This window comes from Kitasatospora sp. NPDC015121 (genome assembly GCF_055562955.1).
This window is the reverse complement of the sequence record NZ_JBVHEH010000003.1, coordinates 377,486-400,344: the sequence shown is the minus strand read 5'-3', so window position 1 is coordinate 400,344 and position 22,859 is coordinate 377,486. Positions and strand designations below refer to the sequence as shown.

Below are 22,859 nucleotides of genomic sequence, written 5' to 3'. Positions count from 1 at the left end.
CACCGGCTTCGACATCCGGCGGCGACGCGCTGCCCCGGCACCGGGCCCCGCCCGGGCCGGGGTCGCGCGTCGGCCATCAAGGTGTTGCATGAATATTCGAATACTCGTATACACTTCCTGTCTCAGTCCGTTGATCGACCCAGGAGACCGGTATGGCGTTCAACATCCGGAACAGGCACTTCCTCAAGGAGCTCGACTTCACTCCCCAGGAGTTCCGTCACCTGGTCGACCTGGCGGCCCAGCTGAAGGCGGCCAAATACGCGGGCACCGAGCAGCCCCGGCTGCGCGGCAAGAACATCGCGCTGATCTTCGCCAAGACCTCCACCCGCACCCGCTGCGCCTTCGAGGTGGCCGCCCACGACCAGGGTGCGTTCACCACCTACCTGGACCCGGCCGGGTCGCAGATGGGGCACAAGGAGTCGATCAGGGACACCGCCCGGGTGCTGGGCCGGATGTTCGACGGCATCGAGTACCGCGGCGACGGTCAGGAGATCGTCGAGGAACTGGCCGCGCACGCGGGCGTCCCGGTCTGGAACGGCCTGACCGACGAGTGGCACCCCACCCAGATGCTGGCCGACGTGCTGACCATCCAGGAGCACTCCGCCAAGCCGCTGCACGAGACCACCCTGGTCTACCTCGGCGACGCCCGCTTCAACATGGGCAACTCGCTGCTGGTCACCGGCGCGCTGCTGGGCATGGACATCCGGATCGTCGCGCCGGCCTCGCTCTGGCCCGCCGAGGAGGTCCGCAAGGCGGCCGAGTCGCTGGCCGGGGCCAGTGGGGCCCGGATCACTCTCACCGAGGACGTGGCGGCCGGCGTGGCGGGGGCGGACTTCCTCTACACCGACGTCTGGGTCTCGATGGGCGAGCCCAAGGAGGTCTGGGCCGAGCGGATCGCGCTGCTCAAGCCCTACCAGGTCTCGATGGACACGGTGCGCGCCACCGGGAACCCGGCGGTCAAGTTCCTGCACTGCCTGCCCGCGTACCACGACCTCGGCACCGAGGTCGGCCGGCAGATGTACGAGCTCACCGGCATGTCCGAGCTGGAGTGCACCGACGAGCTGTTCGAGTCCACCCACTCGGTGGTCTTCGACCAGGCCGAGAACCGCCTGCACACCATCAAGGCCGTGATGGTGGCGACCCTCGGCTCCTGACAGCCCCTGCCGGCTCCTGACGGCTCTCGGCGGCGCGGCCGCGCCTCAGAAGCCGACGTCCACGCAGGCCGCGCGGTCGGCGGGGGCGTGCGGCCCGGCCGGGGCGCCCGCGTGCAGCACCAGCGAGTGCGCCTCGCCGGGCCGGAACTCCCACGGGACGGTCGCCGAGGCGCTCCCGGCCCCGCCCGGGTCGGTGCGCAGCGTCATCCGCACCTCGTTGTCGGGGGCGTCCGACCCCGGCACCTGCTGGTAGTGCGGCCCGGAGGCGGCCGGATCGGCGCCGCAGTGACCGGTGTGCACGTGCGCCGGGAACTCGTGCGGCCCGGCCACCCCGGCGAGTTCCACCGTGACGGAGGTGTGCCCGGCCGCCCGGCCGACCGTCACCCGCACCTGCGCGCCGTACGGGACCAGGTCGGGCGCGTGGGTGATCGCCCGGGCCGGGACGATGCCGTCCGCCCGGTCGAAGCGGGCGTCCACCACCCGGTCGACGCCCGGGCCGGTCGGGCCGCCGGACCCCGCCGGGAGCTGGGTGCCGGGCGGGCCGACCGGCAGCAGGGCGAGCGGCACCAACAGCGCACCGGCAGCGGAGGACAGGGGCATCGCGGACCTTCCGACGGACTGGCAGACGACTTCCGCCACGGTGGCCGCCCCCGGCCGGGCGCGCACGCCGCCGTGCCGCACCGCCGCCCGCAGTCACCCGTACGGGAACCGCGTTCGAACGGGGCGGTCGACGGGAGGGGATCAGTCCGCCGCGGCGATGCCGCGGATCTCGCAGCGCGGCCCGCTGGCGCGCATCAGGCGCAGGTCGGCGGTGACCAGCGGGGCGCCGTAGCGTTCGGCGACCGCGACGTAGGCGGCGTCGTCCGGGGTCAGGTTGTCCTTGAGCTCCCAGATCCGGCCGAGCAGCGGGGCGACCTCCACCTTGCGGATGGTCAACCCGGGCAGCCGGTGGGTGAGTTCGGTGACCTCTTCGGCCGTCAGCCGCTTGGCGAGGTACAGGCCGCGCAGCGACTGCATCACCTCGACCACCACGTGTTCGGGCGCCACCCACTCGGGGTCGGCGGCCAGCAGCGCCCGGGCGGCATCGCCCCGGGGGCCCCGGTCGGAGAGCGACAGCACCACTGCGGAGGCATCCACCACGATCACCCGCCCACCGTAGCCCGGCTACCGGCCCGGGCCGTCGCCGGGGCCGCCCGGGGCGGGGGAGGCGGTGGCGACCGGGGGCAGGGTGAGGGCGGGGGAGGGGTGCGCGGACGGGACCCCGGTGGCCTCGTCGGCGTGCTCGCGGGCCAGGGCCCGGGCCCGTTCCCGCTCCTCCTCGGTGAGGGGCCACGTGCAGAGGGACACCGCGATCTTGCGCAGGGCGTCCCGTTCGAGGGGCGGGGCGCCGAGGTCCGCCGGGCCGGTGACGGTCAGGACGACCCGGGTGCCCCGGCGGTCGGTCAGGTCCGCCCGGTAGACGATCCGGCCGTCCTGGCCGGGCGGCGCGAGGACCACCCCGCTGGCGCCGTTCTCGGTGACGGGGGTGCAGGCCTCGGCGGCCGCGCGGTCGCCGCAGTCGCGGTGCCCGGCCGGGTCCGGCGCGAGCGTGGCGGGCCGCAGCACGCGGACCTCGATCACCCCGGCGTCCGCGCCGTCCGCCCGGTGGAACCGGGCCCGGAGCGCGGACGCGGTCGAGTCCTCCGGGCCGGCGCCCTCCGCGGACCAGTCGTCCAGGACCAGCTCGCGCGGCAGGTGCGCCAGCAGCGCATCGAGCAGGGCGGTCCGGCGCGGAACGGTCGCGGAGGCGGGGACGGTCGGGGAGGCCGCACCGGTCGGGGCGGCGGCCGTGGCGGCCGGGGCGTCCGGGCCGGCGGCGACGGCGACGCCGGGCCGCGGGGGCGCGGCGGGCCGCAGCAGCAGTCCGCCGCCGACCGCCAGCGCGGCGACGGCGGCGATCGCCCCGCCGAGCGCGAACCGCCGCCGCAGCCGGATGGCCCGCCCCTCGGCGGTGGCCCCGGCGACCAGCAGGCCGAGGTCGGGCGCGCTGCCCCCGACCGCCCGCACGAAGACGTCGCTCAGTTCCTGCTCGGGCATCGGGGGTCTCTCGCTTTCTCGCGTGCGGCGCGGCCGGCGTGCGCGGTCCGGGCGGTACGGCCGGCCCGTGCGGGGAGGGAGGGGAGGGCCGGTCACGGCACCAGGCTGTCCAGGTGCGGGGCGAGCTGCCGGCGCAGCCTGGTCAGGGCCCGCAGGGCGCGGACCCGGACGGTGCCGGGGGAGAGCTGGAGTTCGGCGGCGGTCTCGTCGACGCTCCGGTCCTCCCAGTAGCGCAGCACCAGCACGGCCCGGTCCCGGGGCGGCAGTTCGGCGAGCGCGGCGAGCAGGGCGACCCGGAGCGCGGGGTCGTGGTCGGGCGCGGCCCGCTCGGGGATGCTGTCGAGGACGGGCAGTTCGGTGCTGCGGCGCAGCCGCCGGTGCGAGAGGTAGCAGCGGACCAGCACGGTGCGGGCGTACGCGGCGGGGCTCTCGGCGTGCTTGACCCGGTTCCAGGAGGCGTAGATCCGGGCGAGGGCGGTCTGGGTGAGGTCCTCGGCGAGGTGCCAGTCGCCGCACAGCAGCAGCGCGGTGCGGAACAGCGCGGCGCCCCGGGAGTGCGCGAACTCCTCGAACTCGCGCCGCTCCTCGGCCGCCCTGCGCCGTCCCACCGCCACCCGCGCGCCCCTGTCGCCGTCCGTCGTCTCCCGTGCACGTCCACCCGTACCCAAGGAACAAGACGCGTGAGGCGGCCGGTCGCGTTGCGCCCGGGTCGTGCTCCCGGGGGCGCGGGGTGCACCCTGGTGGGGCGAGCCGGTGGAGTGCGGGCGGACCCCATGCACTATGGTTTATCTCGACATCGAGATACATTCCGCGCTACGCTTTATCTTGACGTCAAGATACTTGCCGAGAGGCGCAGGCCTCCATCATCGGCTCGGTAAGCGACAGCAGGCAGGTTAGCTAAGGCTTACCTTATCACCGGGTGGACCAAGAAGGAGTCAGTCGTGTCCGCGAACAGCTTCGACGCCCGCAGCTCGCTGCAGGTGGGCGACGAGTCGTACGAGATCTTCAAGCTCTCCGCCGTCGAGGGTGCCGAGCGGCTGCCGTACAGCCTCAAGGTCCTGCTGGAGAACCTGCTCCGCACCGAGGACGGCGCCAACATCACCGCCGACCACATCCGTGCCCTCGGTGGCTGGGACCCGACGGCCGAGCCGTCCGAGGAGATCCAGTTCACCCCGGCGCGCGTGATCATGCAGGACTTCACCGGCGTGCCCTGCGTGGTCGACCTGGCCACCATGCGCGAGGCCGTGAAGGAGCTGGGCGGCGACCCGTCCAAGATCAACCCGCTGGCGCCGGCCGAGCTGGTCATCGACCACTCCGTCATCGCCGACAAGTTCGGCACCCCGGACGCCTTCGTCCAGAACGTCGAGATCGAGTACGGCCGCAACAAGGAGCGCTACCAGTTCCTGCGCTGGGGCCAGACCGCGTTCGACGAGTTCAAGGTCGTCCCGCCCGGCACCGGCATCGTCCACCAGGTCAACATCGAGCACCTGGCCCGCACCGTCATGGTCCGCAACGGCCAGGCGTACCCCGACACCTGCGTCGGCACCGACTCGCACACCACCATGGTCAACGGCCTGGGCGTGCTGGGCTGGGGCGTCGGCGGCATCGAGGCCGAGGCCGCGATGCTCGGCCAGCCGGTCTCGATGCTCATCCCGCGGGTGGTCGGCTTCAAGCTGAACGGCCAGCTCCCGGCCGGCACCACCGCCACCGACCTGGTGCTCACCATCACCGAGATGCTGCGCAAGCACGGCGTGGTCGGCAAGTTCGTCGAGTTCTACGGCGAGGGCGTCACCGCGATCCCGCTGGCGAACCGCGCCACCATCGGCAACATGTCGCCGGAGTTCGGCTCGACCTGCGCGATCTTCCCGATCGACGCCGAGACCATCAACTACCTCAAGCTCACCGGCCGCAGCGAGCAGCAGCTCGCCCTGGTCGAGGCGTACGCCAAGGAGCAGGGCCTCTGGCACGACCCGTCGGTCGAGCCGGTCTACTCCGAGTACCTGGAGCTGGACGTCTCCACCGTCGTCCCGTCGATCTCCGGCCCGAAGCGCCCGCAGGACCGGGTGGTCCTGGCCGAGGCCGCCACCAGGTTCGCCGAGGCGCTGCCGACCTACTCGGCCGAGGCCTCGAAGCCGACCGCGGTGACCGCCCCCGACGGCACCTCGTACGAGATCGACAACGGCGCGGTCGTGATCGCCTCGATCACCTCCTGCACCAACACCTCCAACCCCTCCGTCATGCTGGGCGCCGCCCTGCTGGCGAAGAAGGCCGTGGAGAAGGGCCTGCACGTCAAGCCCTGGGTCAAGACCACCCTGGCGCCCGGCTCCAAGGTCGTCATGGACTACTACGAGAAGGCCGGCCTGCTCCCGTACATGGAGAAGCTGGGCTTCAACCTGGTCGGCTACGGCTGCGTCACCTGCATCGGCAACTCGGGCCCGCTGCCCGAGGAGGTCTCCGCCGCGGTGAACGAGTCGGACCTCGCGGTCGTCTCGGTGCTCTCCGGCAACCGCAACTTCGAGGGCCGGATCAACCCGGACGTCAAGATGAACTACCTGGCCTCCCCGCCGCTGGTGGTCGCCTACGCCATCGCCGGCAACATGGGCGTGGACATCACCCGCGACGCCCTGGGCCAGGACGCCGACGGCAACGACGTCTTCCTCGCCGACATCTGGCCGTCGGAGCAGGAGGTGGCCGACGTGGTCGCCACCTCCATCGACCAGGAGATGTTCTCGAAGGACTACGCGGACGTCTTCGCCGGCGACCACCGCTGGCAGTCGCTGCCCGTCCCGACCGGCAACACCTTCGAGTGGGACGCCGAGTCCACCTACGTCCGCAAGCCCCCGTACTTCGAGGGCATGGCCAAGACCCCGAGCCCGGTGACCGACATCTCCGGCGCCCGCGTGCTGGCCAAGCTGGGCGACTCGGTCACCACCGACCACATCTCCCCGGCCGGCAACATCAAGCCCGGCACCCCGGCGGCGCAGTACCTGACCGCCAACGGCGTGGAGAAGCGCGACTTCAACTCGTACGGCTCGCGCCGCGGCAACCACGAGGTGATGATCCGCGGCACCTTCGCCAACATCCGCCTGCGCAACCAGATCGCGCCGGGCACCGAGGGCGGCTACACCCGCGACTTCACCCAGGCCGACGGCCCGGTGTCGTTCATCTACGACGCCTCGCAGAACTACCAGGCCGCGGGCATCCCGCTGGTGGTCCTGGCGGGCAAGGAGTACGGCTCCGGCTCGTCCCGCGACTGGGCGGCCAAGGGCACCGCGCTGCTCGGCGTCAAGGCCGTCATCGCCGAGTCCTACGAGCGCATCCACCGCTCGAACCTGATCGGCATGGGCGTCCTGCCGCTGCAGTTCCCGGCCGGCGAGAACGCCGACTCGCTGGGCCTGACCGGCGAGGAGACCTTCGAGTTCACCGGTGTCACCGAGCTGAACGAGGGTCGCACCCCGAAGACCGTCAAGGTCAAGGCGGTCGGCGCGGCGGGCGGCACCGTCGAGTTCGACGCGGTGGTGCGCATCGACACCCCCGGCGAGGCGGACTACTACCGCAACGGCGGCATCCTGCAGTACGTGCTGCGCAGCCTCATCGGCTGAGTCCGCACCCGGGCCGAAGGCCGCACCGCCCCGCGCAGGGGCGGTGCGGCCTTTGCCGTTCCTTGGCACGGATCCTGCCGTTCCCCTTGTGCGGCCCCCGTCGAGTGGACTAAACCTCTCCACAGCACATGGTCCATACCAATTGACGCTGAATCGGAGAGATTCACGGAATGACCAGACGCAGCTCCGCCGCACTCCTCGTCGCGGCCACGCTCGGCGCCCTGCTCGTCTCGCCGGCCGCCGCCCAGGCCCACGGGGACGACGGCCACGGCAGGCCCCACCGGCTGGAGGGCCAGCGGGTCGGCTACTTCACCCAGTGGGGCATCTACGGCGGCTTCTCCGCCAAGAACGTCCAGACCAGCGGTCAGGCGAGCAAGCTGACCGTCATCAACTACGCCTTCGGCAACGTCTCCGCCGACGGCACCTGCTTCGAGGCCAACGCGGCCGGGGTGGGCGACGCCTGGGCCGACTACCAGCGCCCGGTGGGCGCCGAGGAGTCGGTGGACGGCGTGGCCGACACCGCCGAGCAGGCGCTCAAGGGCAACTTCAACCAGATCCGCAAGCTCAAGGCGAAGAACCCGCAACTGCGCGCGGTGATCTCGCTGGGCGGCTGGAGCTGGTCCAAGTACTTCTCGGACGCGGCGCTCACCGACGCCTCGCGGAAGAAGTTCGTCTCCTCCTGCATCGACCTGTACCTCAAGGGCGACCTGCCGCAGCTGGGCTCCGCCGAGGGCGGCGCGGGCGCGGGCGCCGGGGTGTTCGACGGCATCGACGTCGACTGGGAGTACCCGGGCGGCGGCGGTGACGGCGGCAACGTGGTGCGCCCGGAGGACGGGAGGAACTACACCCTGCTGATGCAGGAGTTCCGCCGCCAGCTGGACGCGCTGTCCGGCAAGAAGGGCCCGCACTACCTGCTCACCGCGGCCGTGCCGGCCGGCGAGTCGAAGATCGACCAGTTCGAGGTCAAGAAGGTCGCCAAGTCGGTGGACTGGCTGAACCTGATGACCTACGACCTGCACGGCCCGTGGGAGGCCCAGGGGCCGACCAACCACGACGCCAACCTGTACGCCGACAAGGCCGACGCCTCCGGGCTGCGGCTGAGCGTCGACCGGGTCGTGCGGACCTACCTGGACCGCGGCCTGCCGGCGAAGAAGGCCGTGGTGGGCGTCCCGTTCTACGGCTACGGCTGGACGGGCGTGCCGGCCGGCCCGAAGCAGAACGGCCTGTACCAGTCCGCCACCGGCCTGGCCCGGGGCGGGAACCTGCCCTACAACCGGATCAAGGACCTGCCGGGCACGGTCTTCACCGACCGGGCGCACGGCGCGACCTGGAAGTACGACGGCACCGAGTTCTGGACGTACGACACCCCGGACCTGCTGACCCGCAAGGCCCGGTACGTCGAGGAGAACGAGCTGGGCGGCGTGATGGCCTGGTCGCTCGACAACGACGATGCCCAGGGCACCCTGGTCGCGGCCCTGGACAAGGGCCTCCGGGACCACTGACCCCGGCCGGACGGGTCGCGCGCGGCTTCGCGCATCACGGTTCGGACACCGTGCTGCGCGAAGCTGCGCGTTTTCGTGTTCAAGCGAGCACGAACGCGCTAGATTCCGGTCCGTCCCTGGCGCGGACACGCAATAAGCAGGGTTCCTGCACATTGCACATGCTGCATCGCGGACAACGGTTCGACTGTCAGGTTTGTTATCAGACCTGCTGACTATTGCCGCTGGGTGAACAGTGGACTATACCTTTGCAGCATCATCACACCGCCTCTGACCGGCACCTTCGCCGCTGGGCAGCTTTCGGGCTACGGGAGTTGACGTGACGTCAACTCCGGCTCCACTTCTTTTGGAACTGAGGGGTTAGGGCACTCATGGGCTCTGCAACTGGGTACAACCGTCGCGACCTGTTCAAGCGCGCGGCCGCGATCACCGTCCTCGCGGCGGGCGGCACCTCGCTGCTCGCGGCCTGCGCCGGCGGTTCCGGCAGCGGTGACAACGCCTCGGGGGCGTCCCCGACGCTCGGCGGCGACAACAAGAACCCGTTCGGCGTGAAGGCCACCGACAAGCTGGACGTCGTGATCTTCACGGGCGGCTACGGCGACGACTACGCCAAGCAGTTCGAGGCGGCGTACAAGAAGGCGTACGCCGGCGCCGAGGTCTCGCACCTGGGCACCCAGGAGATCAGCGGCAAGCTGCAGCCGCGCTTCAACGCCGGCAGCCCGCCGGACGTCTTCGACAACTCCGGTGCCCAGGCCATGAAGGCCGACGTCCTGGTCGGCGCCGACCAGCTGACCGACCTGACGGTCCTGCTGGACGCCCCGTACCTGGACGACCCGACCAAGAAGATCCGCGACGTCCTGCTGCCCGGCACCATCGAGGCCGGCACCATCAACGGCAAGATGTACTCGCTGAGCTACGTCTACACCGTGTTCGGCCTGTGGTACTCCGCCAAGCTCTTCAAGGACAAGGGCTGGGCCGTTCCGAAGACCTGGGACGAGTTCATCACCCTCTGCGGCACCATCAAGGCCGCCGGCGTCTCCCCGTTCGCGCACCAGGGCAAGTACCCCTACTACGCGAACTACGTCATCCTCAGCATGATCGCCAAGCAGGGCGGCCAGGAGCTGGTCAAGAGGATCAACGCCTGTGACGCGTCGGCCTGGGACGACCCGGCCGTGCTCAAGGCCGTCACCGCCTTCTACCAGATCATGGAGAAGGACTACCTGCTCCCCGGCACCAACGGCATGACCCACACCGAGTCGCAGACCGCCTGGTGCCAGGGCAAGGCCGCCTTCATCCCGTCCGGCTCGTGGCTGGAGAACGAGATGCTGGCCGCCACCCCGGCCGACTTCGACATGGCCTTCCTGCCGATCCCGGCGCTGGCCGGCGACAAGCTGGCCGCCACCGCCCTGTGGGCCGGCGCCGGCGAGCCGTTCATGGTGCCGAGCAAGGCCGCCAACAAGGCCGGCGGCCTCGAGTTCCTGCGCATGATGCTGACCAAGGAGAGCTCCTCGACGTTCGTGAAGGCCGCGAACTCGCTCACCGTGCTCAAGGACGGCGTCAACCCGGACGTCCAGCTGAAGCCGGGCACCAAGTCCTCGGCCGCGGCGATCAAGGCGGCCGAGGCCACCTTCAGCTTCACCCTCCAGGAGCTGCAGACCGCGGCCGACGCCGAGATCCAGAACGCCACCAACGAGCTGGTCAACAAGCGCATCAGCCCGGCGGACTGGGTCGCCCGCGGCAAGGCCGCGACGGCCAAGAAGGTCTGACCCCCCGGTAGGCCGACGGCCTGACACCGCAAGGCCGGGGTCCGCGCGCGGACCCCGGCCGTTCCACGCGACACCGCAGTTCCGGGCCTGTCTGACCACAGGCCGTCGGCGGACAGGAGCAGCTCCCATGCGTCACCGTAAAGCACCGTTCATCTTCGGGTTCCTCGTGGCACCCGTCGCGCTGTACATCCTCCTGGTCATCTGGCCCTACCTGCAGACCTTCGGGTACTCGCTGACCGACTGGCCCGGCGCCGCGCCCCCCAGGAAGTTCGTCGGGCTGGACAACTACGTCGCCCTGTTCAAGGACAGCGCCTTCCTGTCCGCGCTGCAGCACAACCTGCTGCTGCTGATCGTGCTGCCGCTGGTCACCATCCTGCTGGCGCTGTTCTTCGCCTTCATGCTCAACGTGGGCGGCCGGAGCAGCACCGGCGGCGTGCAGGGCGTGCGCGGCTCGGCCTTCTACAAGGTCGTCTTCTTCTTCCCGCAGGTGCTCTCGGTCGCCATCCTGTCGATGCTCTTCCAGGGCATGTACCGGACCGACAAGGGCGGCCTGCTCAACGGCATCGTGATCGCGCTCGGCCTCACCGACGAGCAGCACCCCTGGGACTGGACGACCAACCCGACCTTCGGCCTGTGGTGCGTCATGGCCGTGCTGATCTGGTCCAGCGTCGGCTTCTACCTGGTGCTGTTCTCGGCCGCCATGCAGAGCATCCCGAAGGACATCTACGAAGCCGCCATGCTGGACGGCGCCAAGCGCGGCACCACCTTCTTCAAGATCACGCTGCCGCTGCTCTGGGAGAGCATCCAGACCGCCTGGGTCTACCTCGCGATCGTCGCGATGGACGCCTTCGCCCTGGTCTCCACGATGACCCCGGGCTCGTACTACGGCGGCGGCCCGGACCACCACAGCGAGATCATGGCCACCTTGCTGATGCGCAACTTCATCACCTTCGGCAAGGCCGGCTACGCCTGTGCCATGGGTGTGGTGATCTTCTTCATCACCCTGGTCCTGTCCGTCGTCTCGCTCCGGGTCAGCCGGCGCGAGAAGATCGAGTTCTGAGGTTCCCGGCATGAGCACCAACACCGACGCGACCACCGGCATCCCGGCCCAGCGCACCAGCGCGGCCGACAGGCCGCGCAAGCCCCGCAAGGAGCAGCGCTTCGCCGACGGCGGGGGAGTCCTCAACGTCTTCTCGCACGGCTTCCTGGCCCTGTGGGCGGTCCTGATCATCGGCCCGCTGATCTGGATCATCCTAGGCTCGTTCAAGAACAACAAGGAGATCGGCGACAGCGCCTGGAGCTGGCCCTCGCACTGGGGCTTCGACGCCTTCAGCCGGGCCTGGGACAAGGGCATCGGCGACTTCTTCCTCAACACCCTGATCGTGCTGGCGGGATCGCTCACGCTGACCATGCTGCTCGGCTCGATGGCGGCCTACGTGCTGGCCCGGTACGAGTTCCGCGGCAACCGGGTCATCTACTACTTCTTCGTGGCCGGCGCGATGTTCCCGGTCTACCTGGCGCTCGTCCCGCTGTTCTTCATGATGAAGAACCTGGGCACCGTCATCCCGTGGCTCGGCCTGAACCAGTACGCCGGCCTGATCCTGGTCTACACGGCCTACTCGCTGCCGTTCACCGTGTTCTTCCTGCACTCGTTCTTCCGGTCGCTCCCCAGCGCCGTCCACGAGGCCGCGATGATCGACGGCTGCTCGCACACCCGGGCGTTCTTCCAGGTCATGGTGCCGATGGCGAAGTCCGGCCTGATCAGCGTGTTCATCTTCAACGTGCTCGGCCAGTGGAACCAGTACCTGCTGCCGCTGACCCTGATGCAGCAGAAGTCGAGCAGCGATCCGGACCACTCGATGCTGGCCCAGGGCCTGATGAACCTGGCCCAGCAGTCCGGCTACGCCAGCGACTTCCCCGGCCTGTTCGCCGGCATGACGATCGCGATGCTGCCGGTGCTGGTGGTGTACCTGTCCTTCCAGCGCCAGGTCCAGGCGGGTCTGACCTCGGCCACCCTGAAGTAGTCGCGGTACCCTCACGCGTGGGGCAACTCCCTCTCCAGAGGAGGGAGTTGCCCCACAACGCGTTACCGGGCGTCGCACTCCTGGGCGCGCAGCGCCCGGGCCAGGTCGTCCCGGCACTCCAGCACCAGCCGGCGCAGCGCCGGGGCGGCGTCCGGGTGGGCGGCCAGCCAGGCGTCGGTGGCCGCCAGGGTGTCCGGGGTGGTCCGGTAGCGCGGGAAGAAGCCGCCGACGATCCGCATCGCGATCTCGATCGAGCGCTCGGCCCAGACCGACTCCAGCATCTCGAAGTACGGCTCCGCGTAGGCGGCGGTCAGCTCCCGCTGGCCGGGCTGGTTGAAGCCCGCGATCTGGGCCTCCACCAGGGCGTTGGGCAGTTCGTCGGAGTCGACCACGGCGGTCCAGGCGGCGGCCTTGGCGCCCGGGGTGGGCAGCGCGGCCAGGCAGAGGGTCTGCTGGCGGCGGCCGCTGGCGGTGTTGTCGCGCTCCAGCTCGGCGGCCAGCTCCGCGGTGCCGGCCCGGCCGTGCGCGGCCAGCGCCAGCCAGAACGTCCAGCGCAGCTCCTGGTCGACGGCCAGGCCGTCGATCCGGCCGGTGCCGTCGAGCAGGCCGCGCAGCAGCTGGAGGTGGTCGGCGCGCTCGGCGGTGTCGGCCAGGAAGCGGGCCCAGGCGAGCTGGTGGTCGCTGCCGGGGGCGGCCTGCGACAGCTCGCGCAGCGCGCACTCGGCCAGCGCGGTGCCGTAGTCGGCGCGGCGGGCCGGGTCGGCGTACAGCGCCAGCGCGGTGGCGGCCTGCTGGTGCAGCGACTGCAGGACGCCGACGTCGGACTCCCGGCCGGCGAAGCGCAGCACCAGGTCGAGGTAGTCGCGGGTGGGCATCAGGCCGTCCCGGGTGAGGTTCCACACCGCGGACCAGGCCAGCGCCCGGGCCAGGCTCGGCCCGGCGTGGCCGGCCTCGTCGGCGAGGTCGCCCAGGCCGGCCCGCAGGCTCTCCAGCGAGCGCTCGTCGAAGCGGACCTTGCAGTACGTCAGGTCGTCGTCGTTGACCAGCACCAGCGCGGGCACCGGCCGCCCCGCGGCCTCGGCGACCACGGTGCGCTCGCCGGTGACGTCCAGTTCGAAGCGGCCGGTGCGCAGCAGCGCGCCGTCCGCGGCCCGGTCGTACAGGCCGACCGCGATCCGGTGCGGGCGCAGCGGAGAGCCGTCCTGGCGGACCGCCAGCTCGGTGATCCGGCCGTCGGCGTCGGCGGCCACCTCGGGGGTCAGCGTGTTGACGCCGGAGGTCTGCAGCCAGGAGGCGGCCCAGCTGCGCAGGTCGCGGCCGCTGGTCTCCTCCAGCGCGTCCAGCAGGTCGTCCAGCACGGTGTTCCCGAAGGCGTGCTTCCGGAAGTAGGCGCGGGCGCCCTCGAAGAACGCCTCCGCGCCGACGTACGCCACCAGCTGCTTGAGGACGGAGGCGCCCTTGGCGTAGGTGATGCCGTCGAAGTTGAGCTTGGCGTCCTCCAGGTCGCGGATGTCCGCGGTGATCGGGTGGGTGCTGGGCAGCTGGTCCTGCCGGTACGCCCAGGCCTTGCGGCGGTTGGCGAAGGTGATCCAGGCGGAGCCGTACCGGGTGCCGGCGCCGATCTGCGCGTAGGAGCCCATGAAGTCGGCGAAGGACTCCTTGAGCCACAGGTCGTCCCACCACTTCATGGTGACCAGGTCGCCGAACCACATGTGGGCCATCTCGTGCAGGATCACGTTGGCCCGGGACTCGTACGCGGCCTCGGTGACCCTCGAACGGAAGACGAACTCCTCGCGGAAGGTCACGCAGCCCGGGTTCTCCATCGCGCCGATGTTGTACTCGGGGACGAAGCACTGGTCGTACTTGCCGAACGGGTACGGGTAGTCGAACTCCTGGTGGAAGTAGTCCAGGCCCTGCTTGGTGACGGTGAGGATCTCGTCGGCGTCGAAGTGCGCGGCGAGCGAGCGCCGGCAGGTGGCGGCCAGCGGGATCTCCAGCACGGTGCCGTCGGGGAGTTCGCGCGCGTAGTGGTCGCGGACCACGTGGTACGGGCCGGCCACCACGGCGGTCAGGTAGGTGGAGATCGGCCGGGTCGGGGCGAACTCCCAGGTGCGGGCGGCGCCCCGGTCGGTGATCTCCTCGTGCACCGCGTTGGCGTACACGTCCCAGGCGGCGGGGGCGGTCACGGTGAAGGTGAACGGGGCCTTCAGGTCGGGCTGTTCGAAGTTCGCGAAGACCCGGCGGGCGTCGGCCGGCTCGTAGTGGGTGTACAGGTAGGTCTCGCCGTCCGCCGGGTCGACGAAGCGGTGCAGGCCCTCGCCGGTGCGGCTGTACGCGCACTCGGCGACCACGGTCAGCTCGTTGTGCGCGGCCAGCACCGGCAGCGCCACCCGGGCGCCGTCGAACACCTCCGCCGGGTCCAGCGCGAGGCCGTTCAGCTCGACCGAGACCACCTCGGGGGCCAGCAGGTCGGCGAAGCTCGTCGCCCCCGGCTCGGCGCAGTCGAAGGAGATCCGGGTGGTGGAACGGAAGGTGGGCCGGCCGGGGTCGGCCGCCGCACTGACGTCCAGGTGGACGCGGTAGCTCTCCACCCGGATGATCGCGGCCCGCGCGCGGGCCTCCTCACGGCTCAGGTTCTTGCCCGGCACGTCGGCACTCCTCTGTACGGAACACACGGTTTTCGGAGTGTTCATGGCACCCCTTGCGGGGGGCATCCTTTCACGCCCGACCTGCTGTGCCATTGCACTGGGGAGGAATCATCGGGGGCGTCCCGCCGTTGCATCCCGGGGAAAGCCCCGACACCTGCCGACTCCTGAAGGACGCCGTTCGTGACGACCGCAGACTCCCGCAAGATCGCCGACTTCTGGTTCGACCCGATCTGCCCCTGGGCCTGGATGACCTCCCGCTGGATGCTGGAGGTGGAGAAGCTCCGCCCGGTGGACACCCGCTGGCACGTGATGAGCCTGTCCGTCCTCAACGAGGACCGCGACGACCTGCCCGAGGTCTACCGCGACATGCTGGCCGCGGGCTGGGGCCCGGTCCGGGTGCTGATCGCCGCCGCCCAGGCGCACGGCGACAAGGTGCTCGGCCCGCTCTACACCGAGCTCGGCACCCGCTTCCACAACCAGGGCCTGCCCAACAACCGGGAGACGATCGTCGCCGCGCTGCGCGCCGCGAACCTCCCCGAGGAGCTCGCCGACGCCGCCGAGACCGACGCGTACGACGAGGCCCTGCGCGCCTCGCACGCCGAGGGCATCGGCCTGGTCGGCGAGGACGTCGGCACCCCGGTGATCGCGGTCGACGGCCCGGAGGGCGACCGCGTCGCCTTCTTCGGCCCGGTGGTCACCCCCACCCCGCGCGGCGAGGCCGCCGCCCGGCTGTGGGACGGCACCGTCCTGGTCGCCTCCACCCCCGGCTTCTACGAGATCAAGCGCACCCGCACCGCGGGCCCGTCCTTCGAGTAGCCGCGCGCACGGCAGAGCCCCGCACCCCGGTCGTCCGGGTGCGGGGCTCCGCCGCGCCTCAGCCGGCCCGCCGCGCGCGAAGCCGCCCGACCACCGCCAGCACCAGGGTCAGCCCGGCGGTGAAGTACAGCTGGACGCGGTTCGCCGGGTCCAGCGTCATCAGCACCAGCACCGCCAGGATCGCCGCCAGCGCCAGGTAGGTCAGGTAGGGGAACGCCCACATCCGGACCGGCAGTTCGGCCGTCGACAGGTGGCGCCGCATCCGCAGCTGGGCCACGCAGATGAACGCCCACACCACCAGCACCGCCGCGCCCACCATGTTCAGCAGCCAGGAGAACACCGTCTCCGGCCACCAGTACGACAGCAGCACCGCCAGGAACCCGAACCCGCAGGACGCCAGCACCGCCCGGCGCGGCACCCCGCCGGAGACCCGGGCCAGCGGGCGCGGGCCGTGGCCCCGGGCGACCAGCGAGTGCGCCATCCGCGAGGAGCCGTAGACGTTGGCGTTCATCGCGGACAGCAGCGCGATCAGCACCACCACGTTCATCAGCTGCGCCGCGCCCGGGATGCCCAGCGCGTCCAGCACCGCGACGTACGGCCCCGGCCGCACCACCGCCGGGTCGTCCCACGGCACCAGCGTGACGATCACCGCCATCGAGCCGACGTAGAACAGCGCGATCCGCCACATCGCGGTCCGCACCGCCACCGCCACGCTGCGCCGCGGGTCCTCGGACTCGGCGGCGGCGATGGTGACGGTCTCCAGGCCGCCGTACGCGAAGACCGAGGCGAGCAGGCCGGTGACCAGTCCGCCGGTGCCGTTCGGCAGGAAGCCGCCGTGGCCGGTCAGGTCGGACAGCCCCGGCGCCGGGGTACCGGGCAGCAGGCCGCAGACCGCCAGCACGCCGATCACCAGGAAGGCGGTGATCGCCAGCACCTTGACGGCGGCGAACCAGAACTCGAACTCGCCGAAGTTGCGGACCGCGGCCAGGTTGGTCAGGCAGAAGAACGCCATGAACACCGCGACCCAGGCCCAGGACGGCACGGCCGGCAGCCAGCCGGAGACGATCCCGGCCGCGCCGATCGCCTCCACCGCGACGCCCACGCACAGCAGCACCCAGAACAGCCAGCCGACGGCGAACCCGGCCCACGGCCCGATCTCCCGGTCCGCGTGCACCGAGAAGGAGCCGGAGGCGGGCCGGGCGGCCGACATCTCGCCGAGCATCCGCATCACCAGCATCACCAGCAGCCCGGAGGCGGCGAAGGCCAGCACCACGGCCGGTCCGGCCGCCGCGATCCCGGCCCCGGAGCCGACGAACAGCCCGGCACCGATCACCCCGCCGAGCGCGATCATCGACAGGTGGCGCTGCTTGAGGCCGTGGGACAGGCCCGCGTCCTCGGGGGCCGGCGGCCGGGCGGGCGCGGTCTCGGGGGAGGGGGAGCGGGTCATACCGGTGGATCCAGACTCTTCGGACAACAGGCGCTTTCGCAGGATCTGTCCACTATTCGACAGGTGACGGTGGACGCCCAAGCGGTACCGCCATCCGGACGGGCCGCGCACGGAGGGTGACCGGTTCCGCACCGGACGTGCCGGTGAGGGCTCGGTCACAGGACGGACCCGACAAGCCCGGCCGGCCGGCTTTGTCACGCCCGACGCGGCGGGAAGCACCTGACAGCGCGTAGGTTCGCAGGTGATCACCCGCACCGGCACCCAAGGGAGCAGCCATGGCCATCGCCGCGCCGATACCGTCCACCGCCGTCCTCGCCGACCTGCTGCCGCAGGCCTCCACCCGGCTCGGCGCCCGCGCCCGCGACCTGGCCCTGGTGGCCGGCGGTGCCGCGCTGACCGGCCTGGCCGCCCAGCTCTCGGTGCCCGTCCCCGGCTCGCCGGTGCCGGTCACCGGGCAGACCTTCGCCGCGCTGCTGGTCGGCACCGCGCTCGGCGCCCGCCGCGGCGCCGCCGCGCTCGGCCTCTACCTGGCGGCCGGCGCGGCCGGCCTGCCCTGGTTCGCCGAGGGCAGCTCGGGCGCCGGCCTGGCCACCCTCGGCTACGTGATCGGCTTCGTGGTCGCCGCCGCGCTGACCGGCGCGCTGGCCCGCCGGGGCGCCGACCGCAAGCCGCTGCACACCGCGGGCGCGATGGTCCTCGGCAGCCTGGCCATCTACGCCGTCGGCGTGCCCTACCTGGCCTTCGCCCTGGACGTCCCGCTGGCCAGGGCCGCCCACCTCGGCCTCTACCCGTACCTGGTCGGCGACGCGCTCAAGATGGTGCTCGCGATGGGCGCCCTGCCGCTCACCTGGAAGCTGCTCGGCCGCCGCTGACGCTCCGTCACCGCCGCCGGGCCCGCGCCCCTGTCGGGGAGCGGGCCCGGCGGCATGTCACACTCGTGGTCATGCGCGTCTACCTGGGCTCCGACCACGCCGGATACGAACTGAAGAACCACCTCGTCGAGTGGCTGAAGGGGGCCGGGCACGAACCGGTCGACTGCGGCCCGCACGTCTACGACGCCGAGGACGACTACCCGCCGTTCTGCCTCCGGGCGGCCGAGCGCACCGCCGCCGACCCCGAGGCGCTGGGCGTGGTGATCGGCGGCTCCGGCAACGGCGAGGCGATCGCCGCCAACAAGGTCAAGGGCGTCCGGGCGGCCCTGGCCTGGAGCGAGCAGACCGCCGCCCTCGGCCGCGAGCACAACAACGCCAACGTCATCTCGGTCGGCGGCCGGATGCACACCCTCGACGAGGCCACCAAGTTCGTCGAGGTCTTCCTCGGCACCCCGTACAGCGGCGAGGCCCGGCACACCCGCCGGATCGACATGCTCGCCGAGTACGAGACCACCGGCGAACTCCCGCCGATCCCGGCCCACCACCCGCAGGGCTGAGCCGACGGGGGACGCCCGCCCGGGCGTCCCCCGCGCCGCCGCCCTCAGAAGCCGTGCGGCAGCCAGGGCTCCGGGCCCGACCCGAACGCTGCCGAGGCCGACTCCGGCGCCCCCGGCCGCAGTTCGCGCACCGGGCCCGCCGCGGCCAGCGCCGCCGGCGAACCGCCGCCCAGGTACACCGCGCCCGACTCGCGGACGTCCAGCTCCAGTTCGGCCGGATCGCCGCTGCGCACGCAGAGCACCGGACCGCCCGGATCCGCCGCCAGCCGCCAGCGCCCGGCGTTCCACGGGCAGAACGCGCCGGTCACCTCCAGCACCACGTCCACCGCCGCCGAGTAGCCGCGCGCCGCCAGCGCCACCGGCAGGTCCAGCAGGAACTCCCACAACCGGGCCGCCACCCAGGGCCGTTCAGCCTGCACCACCCGCCGCCGCCCACCGGTCGACCGTCCGACCAGACCGCCAGGGTGCGTTCCACGCCGATCGGCCGCCGCCACAACTCCCGCTCCTCGGCGGGCTCTTGGTCACCGCCGAAGGCCGCCTCCACGGTGCGGTACCAGGCATCCCACTCCTCGGCGCGCAGCGGCCGGACGGTCGGTTCGGGCGGTCGAACCGTCATGACGCCCTCCCTGCCAGTCACTCCGCGACATCCGCGAACCGACAACCGACCGGTCCCGGCATGTCCCCGGCGGCCGAAACCCGCCGGGCGGACGGCCCCCGCTGCACTCCGTGCCACCCGGCCCGTCGACGCGGGCACCGGCGGTGGATAAGGTCGGTCCCCATGGCCGGCAGCGCGCGTCCCAGTGCGACGGGCCGGGGCGGCGCACCGTCCCGCGAACCCGTGACGGCCCGGCTGCGCGGCGCGCTGTACCGGGCCCGACGCAGGCTGCGCCGGGCCGGCGTCGACTACTTCCGCGGCGACGGCGTCGACTGGGTGGCGTTCGCCGCGCTCGCCCTGGCCGTCCCGCTGCTGGTGCTGCTCAACATCCTCGCCCCGGACTGGGCCCCGCCCACCGCCCTGGTGCTCCCGGTGCTGGCCGGCGCGCTGCTGCTGCGCCCCGGCACTCTGGTGCTGCTGTACGCCGTCGCCGCCCTCGGCCTGGTCACCGAGTCGGTGGTGCACACCGGCGAGCGGCTGGCCGCCGACCTCCCCGCCGTCTACAGCCACGGCGTCAGCCCCGGCTCCGCCCTGGTGGTCGGCGCGGTCGGCGTCGCCGGGCTGCTGGTCGCCCAGTTCCGCCGCCGGATCGGCGTGCCCTGGCGCGGCGGCTCCACCATGCTGTTCGACCTGCGCGAGCGGATCCGGGTCCAGGGCCGCGTCCCGCACCTGCCCGACGGCTGGCAGACCGACACCGCGCTCCGCCCGGCCGGCGGCCAGTCCTTCTCCGGCGACTTCATGGTCGCCGCCCGCACCGGCCCCGGCGGCCGGGTGCTGGAGGCCGTCCTCGCCGACGTCTCCGGCAAGGGCATGGACGCCGGCAGCCGCGCCCTGCTGCTCTCCGGCGCCTTCGGCGGACTGCTCGGTTCGCTGCCCGCGCACGACTTCCTGCCCGCCGCCAACGGCTACCTGCTGCGCCAGGACTGGGCCGAGGGCTTCGCCACCGCCGTCCACCTGGTCGTCGACCTGGACACCGGCGAGTACGAACTCCTCTCGGCCGGCCACCTCCCCGGCATGCACCGGCTCGCCGGGGCCGGCCGCTGGGAGGTCAAGGAGGCCGAGGGCCCGCTGCTCGGCGTCTACGACGGCGCCAAGTTCGAGGGCGTGCGCGGCGTCCTGGGCCCCGGCGACCTGCTGATGCTGTGCACGGACGGCATGGTCGAGATCCCCGGCCGCGACCTCGGCGAGGGCATGGACCGGCTGATGGGCGAGGCCGACCGGCTGGTCGCCACCACCCCGGTGAGCGGCCGCGCCGGCGCCGCGGTCCGGCTGATCGACAGCGTCGCCAAGCACGTCAACGACGACCGCGCCGTGCTGCTGGTCTGGCGCCGCTGAACCCCGGCCGCGCGCCGTCCGGACCGCCCCCGTACGCTCTCCGTGCGCGTGCCGTCCGCCCGGGCGCCAACTGTGGTGGAACGGTGTGGAAACGCCCGGCACGGGGTGCCCACGGAGTGTCAAACCCGAACGTTGATCTTCGGCCAATTCCGTTGCCCCACCCGCCCCGTGGGCCACGGCCCGGCCTGCCTGCCGGTTTGCCGCCGCCGACGGTGCGGACCGCCTCCCGCCGACGCTCCGTCAGGACCCGTCCGCTATCGTCGCGGACGGCGGAAATCAGTCCCACCACACGGGTTGGGGCCCCCGGCAACGGGGCAAGTCCTTTACGCACTCCGCACGAGCGACCACACTGAGTCCGGATGGAGTGGTGGGGACACGGGGGGCAGGGGCCGGTTTCCGCCTGGAACCATCGCCGGTTCCGACCCGAATCCCCGCCACGAATCGAGGAAGTGAGTCCCCGTGGCCTTCTCCGTCTCCGCCCTTGTCCTGTTCGGCATCATCGTCTTCATCTTCATCCGCAACAAGCAGCTGAAGGGCGGGCACGCGATCGTCGCCGCGCTGTTCGGCTTCATGCTCAGCCAGTCGACGATGGCCGGGCCGATCCAGCAGTTCCTCGAGTCGGTCTCCAAGGCCATCGCCGGGATCGCCGGCTGACCCGCCGCAGACCCCTCCGCGACCCCTCCGGGGCGGACGCCGGGCCTCCCGTCCCGTCCCGAAGTCCCGCCCGCGGGTGACCAGGGTCACCCATATCGTCACGCCGGGTCCGCGCCCGAACGCGCACGGTGGCCGAAGTCGCCCACTGTACGCGGTTCGTGGGCGCACCGTCATGATCCCGTACGCGCAGCGCGGCCTGCCGACGGCGGAGCGTGACCTGGCGGACCGTCAGCCCCCTCCCGGGTCCGGGAACGGGGCTTTTCGGCGCTTGCCAGCCCCGCGAACCGTGGGTTTTGCTTCCTCCGCAGCCCGGACATCGGCCGGGCGGGCCACCGAGCGGAACGCCTAGTCCTGCCGTCGTTCGGTGCCGACCAGACACCACGCCACGGCAGGAGCGGGGGAACCACAGGTAGTACGCCGGGCCCGGCAACGCACGGGAACGGCTCGGGGTGAAGCCGCGGAGACGCGGCCGGGCAACTCTCGCCCGAACCCGACAGCTCACCTCGCAGGCGTCGGAGAGGAACAGCTTCATGTCCGCTCAGGGCAAGCACCGCAAGCCGCGCCTGGCCACCATCGTCCGCATCGCCATCGCCACCGGCGTGGCCGGTGCCGCGGTCGGCCTCCCGGTCACCGCCGCCTCCGCGCACGGCACCGCCGACCACCACGACGGCGGCCGCTCGTGGGCCAACGTCTCCGTCGACGCGACCCCGGTCGCCGACACCGCCGCCGACGGCGCCGCCCCGGCCGCCGACCAGACCTACCGGGTCGTCTCCGGCGACACCCTCTCCAAGATCGCCACCGCGAAGAACGTGGACGGCGGCTGGGAGAAGCTCTACCAGGACAACCGCTCGGTCATCGGCGGCAACCCGGACCTGATCCGCCCGGGCCAGCAGCTGACCATCGGCGGCCAGGCCGCCGCGGCCGCGCCGAAGGCCTCGTCCTCGGACACCGCCGCCGCGGCCGCGCCGAAGGCCTCGACCGGCACCGCGAAGGCCCAGACCCAGACGAAGACCCAGGCCCAGCCCCAGGCGAAGGCCCAGACCCAGACCCAGACGAAGACCCAGACCCAGAAGTCGACCCCGTCGACCTCCTCGTCCGCGGCCTCGTCCTCCACCGGCACGACCGCCTCCTCCGGCTACGTCGCCCCGGCGCCGGGCAGCGTCACCACCGGCTACAAGGTGGCGGGCTCCAACTGGTCCAGCGGCTACCACACCGGCATCGACTTCCCGGTCTCCACCGGCACCAGCCTGAAGGCGATCGCCAACGGCACCGTGGTCTCGGCCGGCAACGGCGGCGCCTACGGCAACCAGGTCGTCATCAAGCTCGCGGACGGCAAGTACGCCCAGTACGCGCACCTGTCCTCGATCTCGGTCTCGGCCGGCCAGGCGGTCACCGCCGGCCAGCAGATCGGCCTCTCCGGTGCCACCGGCAACGTGACCGGCCCGCACCTGCACTTCGAGATCCGCACCACCCCGGACTACGGCTCCGACGTCGACCCGGTCGCCTACCTGGCGGCCCACGGCGTCAACGTCTGATCCCCGGCACCACCCCGAAGGCCCCGCGCGGACCCCACCGCGCGGGGCCTTCGGCCCGCCGGGTGCGGGCCCCGCGGGCCCGGAACGGCGACGGCCCCGACCGCTGGTGCGGTCGGGGCCGTCGGCCTCGTGGAGCGGGTGACGAGAATCGAACTCGCGTGACCAGTTTGGAAGACTGGGGCTCTACCATTGAGCTACACCCGCAACGGAACGCCCGGC

At 72.0% G+C, this 22,859-nt stretch carries 19 protein-coding genes, 1 tRNA gene and 1 riboswitch; of the genes, 12 read left to right on the top strand and 8 right to left on the bottom strand.

Annotated elements, in window-relative coordinates; genetic code table 11:
• The first annotated feature begins 152 nt into the window (after positions 1-152).
• Positions 153-1,154, top strand: coding sequence for an ornithine carbamoyltransferase (gene argF / locus ACZ3J7_RS05770; protein WP_465617197.1), 1,002 nt, complete (start codon positions 153-155; stop codon positions 1,152-1,154).
• 45 nt (positions 1,155-1,199) lie between these two features.
• On the opposite strand, the gene ACZ3J7_RS05765 is transcribed toward argF, so the two are convergent.
• From ACZ3J7_RS05765 to ACZ3J7_RS05750, 4 genes are all read right to left on the bottom strand, one after another.
• Entirely contained in the window at positions 1,200-1,754 is a 555-nt protein-coding gene (locus ACZ3J7_RS05765; protein ID WP_465617195.1) for a superoxide dismutase family protein, read from the bottom strand.
• Between the two features lie 141 nt (positions 1,755-1,895).
• Positions 1,896-2,300, bottom strand: a complete 405-nt coding sequence (locus ACZ3J7_RS05760; RefSeq protein ID WP_465617193.1) for a type II toxin-antitoxin system VapC family toxin — start codon at positions 2,298-2,300, stop codon at positions 1,896-1,898.
• Positions 2,301-2,318: 18 nt separating this feature from the next.
• The gene (locus tag ACZ3J7_RS05755) at positions 2,319-3,230 is read right to left on the bottom strand and encodes a hypothetical protein (protein WP_465617191.1); all 912 of its coding nucleotides are present in this window, start codon (positions 3,228-3,230) and stop codon (positions 2,319-2,321) included.
• A gap of 92 nt (positions 3,231-3,322) precedes the next feature.
• Positions 3,323-3,844: a SigE family RNA polymerase sigma factor gene (locus tag ACZ3J7_RS05750; RefSeq protein WP_465617189.1), complete on the bottom strand. Its 522-nt coding sequence runs from the start codon at positions 3,842-3,844 to the stop codon at positions 3,323-3,325.
• 327 nt (positions 3,845-4,171) lie between these two features.
• Between ACZ3J7_RS05750 and acnA the strand changes: the two genes are divergently transcribed.
• The 5 genes from acnA (at position 4,172) to ACZ3J7_RS05725 (ending at position 12,121) form a co-directional block, all read left to right on the top strand.
• Complete coding sequence (acnA, locus tag ACZ3J7_RS05745) at positions 4,172-6,832, top strand: aconitate hydratase AcnA (RefSeq protein WP_465617187.1); 2,661 nt, start codon at positions 4,172-4,174, stop codon at positions 6,830-6,832.
• 170 nt (positions 6,833-7,002) lie between these two features.
• Entirely contained in the window at positions 7,003-8,334 is a 1,332-nt protein-coding gene (locus tag ACZ3J7_RS05740) for a glycoside hydrolase family 18 protein (protein WP_465617185.1), read from the top strand.
• A gap of 368 nt (positions 8,335-8,702) precedes the next feature.
• Positions 8,703-10,097: an N-acetylglucosamine/diacetylchitobiose ABC transporter substrate-binding protein gene (ngcE, locus tag ACZ3J7_RS05735; RefSeq protein WP_465617183.1), complete on the top strand. Its 1,395-nt coding sequence runs from the start codon at positions 8,703-8,705 to the stop codon at positions 10,095-10,097.
• A gap of 127 nt (positions 10,098-10,224) precedes the next feature.
• Positions 10,225-11,157: a carbohydrate ABC transporter permease gene (locus ACZ3J7_RS05730; protein ID WP_465617181.1), complete on the top strand. Its 933-nt coding sequence runs from the start codon at positions 10,225-10,227 to the stop codon at positions 11,155-11,157.
• A 10-nt stretch (positions 11,158-11,167) separates the two neighbouring features.
• On the top strand, positions 11,168-12,121 hold the full coding sequence (locus ACZ3J7_RS05725; protein ID WP_465617179.1) for a carbohydrate ABC transporter permease: 954 nt from the start codon (positions 11,168-11,170) through the stop codon (positions 12,119-12,121).
• A gap of 62 nt (positions 12,122-12,183) precedes the next feature.
• Here ACZ3J7_RS05725 and pepN read toward each other — a convergent pair whose 3' ends face one another.
• A complete protein-coding gene (gene pepN / locus ACZ3J7_RS05720; protein ID WP_465617177.1) occupies positions 12,184-14,769 on the bottom strand; it encodes an aminopeptidase N in 2,586 nt (861 codons plus the stop codon).
• Positions 14,770-14,949: 180 nt separating this feature from the next.
• Here pepN and ACZ3J7_RS05715 point away from each other — a divergent pair, with 180 nt between their 5' ends.
• Positions 14,950-15,585: a mycothiol-dependent nitroreductase Rv2466c family protein gene (locus ACZ3J7_RS05715; protein WP_465617175.1), complete on the top strand. Its 636-nt coding sequence runs from the start codon at positions 14,950-14,952 to the stop codon at positions 15,583-15,585.
• A 58-nt stretch (positions 15,586-15,643) separates the two neighbouring features.
• On the opposite strand, the gene ACZ3J7_RS05710 is transcribed toward ACZ3J7_RS05715, so the two are convergent.
• Positions 15,644-17,032 (bottom strand): amino acid permease, encoded by a 1,389-nt coding sequence (locus ACZ3J7_RS05710; RefSeq protein WP_465617173.1) that lies wholly within the window; start codon positions 17,030-17,032, stop codon positions 15,644-15,646.
• A gap of 275 nt (positions 17,033-17,307) precedes the next feature.
• Here ACZ3J7_RS05710 and ACZ3J7_RS05705 point away from each other — a divergent pair, with 275 nt between their 5' ends.
• Both ACZ3J7_RS05705 and ACZ3J7_RS05700 read left to right on the top strand, forming a co-directional pair.
• Positions 17,308-17,904, top strand: a complete 597-nt coding sequence (locus tag ACZ3J7_RS05705; RefSeq protein WP_465617171.1) for a biotin transporter BioY — start codon at positions 17,308-17,310, stop codon at positions 17,902-17,904.
• Positions 17,905-17,975: 71 nt separating this feature from the next.
• The gene (locus ACZ3J7_RS05700) at positions 17,976-18,461 is read left to right on the top strand and encodes a ribose-5-phosphate isomerase (RefSeq protein ID WP_465617169.1); all 486 of its coding nucleotides are present in this window, start codon (positions 17,976-17,978) and stop codon (positions 18,459-18,461) included.
• A 44-nt stretch (positions 18,462-18,505) separates the two neighbouring features.
• Here ACZ3J7_RS05700 and ACZ3J7_RS05695 read toward each other — a convergent pair whose 3' ends face one another.
• Positions 18,506-18,883: a sterol carrier protein domain-containing protein gene (locus ACZ3J7_RS05695; protein WP_465617167.1), complete on the bottom strand. Its 378-nt coding sequence runs from the start codon at positions 18,881-18,883 to the stop codon at positions 18,506-18,508.
• Positions 18,884-19,239: 356 nt separating this feature from the next.
• Between ACZ3J7_RS05695 and ACZ3J7_RS05690 the strand changes: the two genes are divergently transcribed.
• From ACZ3J7_RS05690 to ACZ3J7_RS05680, 3 genes are all read left to right on the top strand, one after another.
• Entirely contained in the window at positions 19,240-20,451 is a 1,212-nt protein-coding gene (locus tag ACZ3J7_RS05690) for a SpoIIE family protein phosphatase (RefSeq protein ID WP_465617165.1), read from the top strand.
• 459 nt (positions 20,452-20,910) lie between these two features.
• Positions 20,911-21,105 carry a hypothetical protein gene (locus ACZ3J7_RS05685; RefSeq protein WP_465617163.1) on the top strand — a complete coding sequence of 65 codons (195 nt, stop codon included), beginning with the start codon at positions 20,911-20,913 and terminating at the stop codon, positions 21,103-21,105.
• A gap of 371 nt (positions 21,106-21,476) precedes the next feature.
• Positions 21,477-21,630, top strand: a riboswitch (cyclic di-AMP (ydaO/yuaA leader).
• A 5-nt stretch (positions 21,631-21,635) separates the two neighbouring features.
• Positions 21,636-22,640: a M23 family metallopeptidase gene (locus tag ACZ3J7_RS05680; protein WP_465617161.1), complete on the top strand. Its 1,005-nt coding sequence runs from the start codon at positions 21,636-21,638 to the stop codon at positions 22,638-22,640.
• A 130-nt stretch (positions 22,641-22,770) separates the two neighbouring features.
• Here ACZ3J7_RS05680 and ACZ3J7_RS05675 read toward each other — a convergent pair.
• Positions 22,771-22,844 (bottom strand) — tRNA-Gly (locus ACZ3J7_RS05675).
• Positions 22,845-22,859 lie beyond the last annotated feature (15 nt).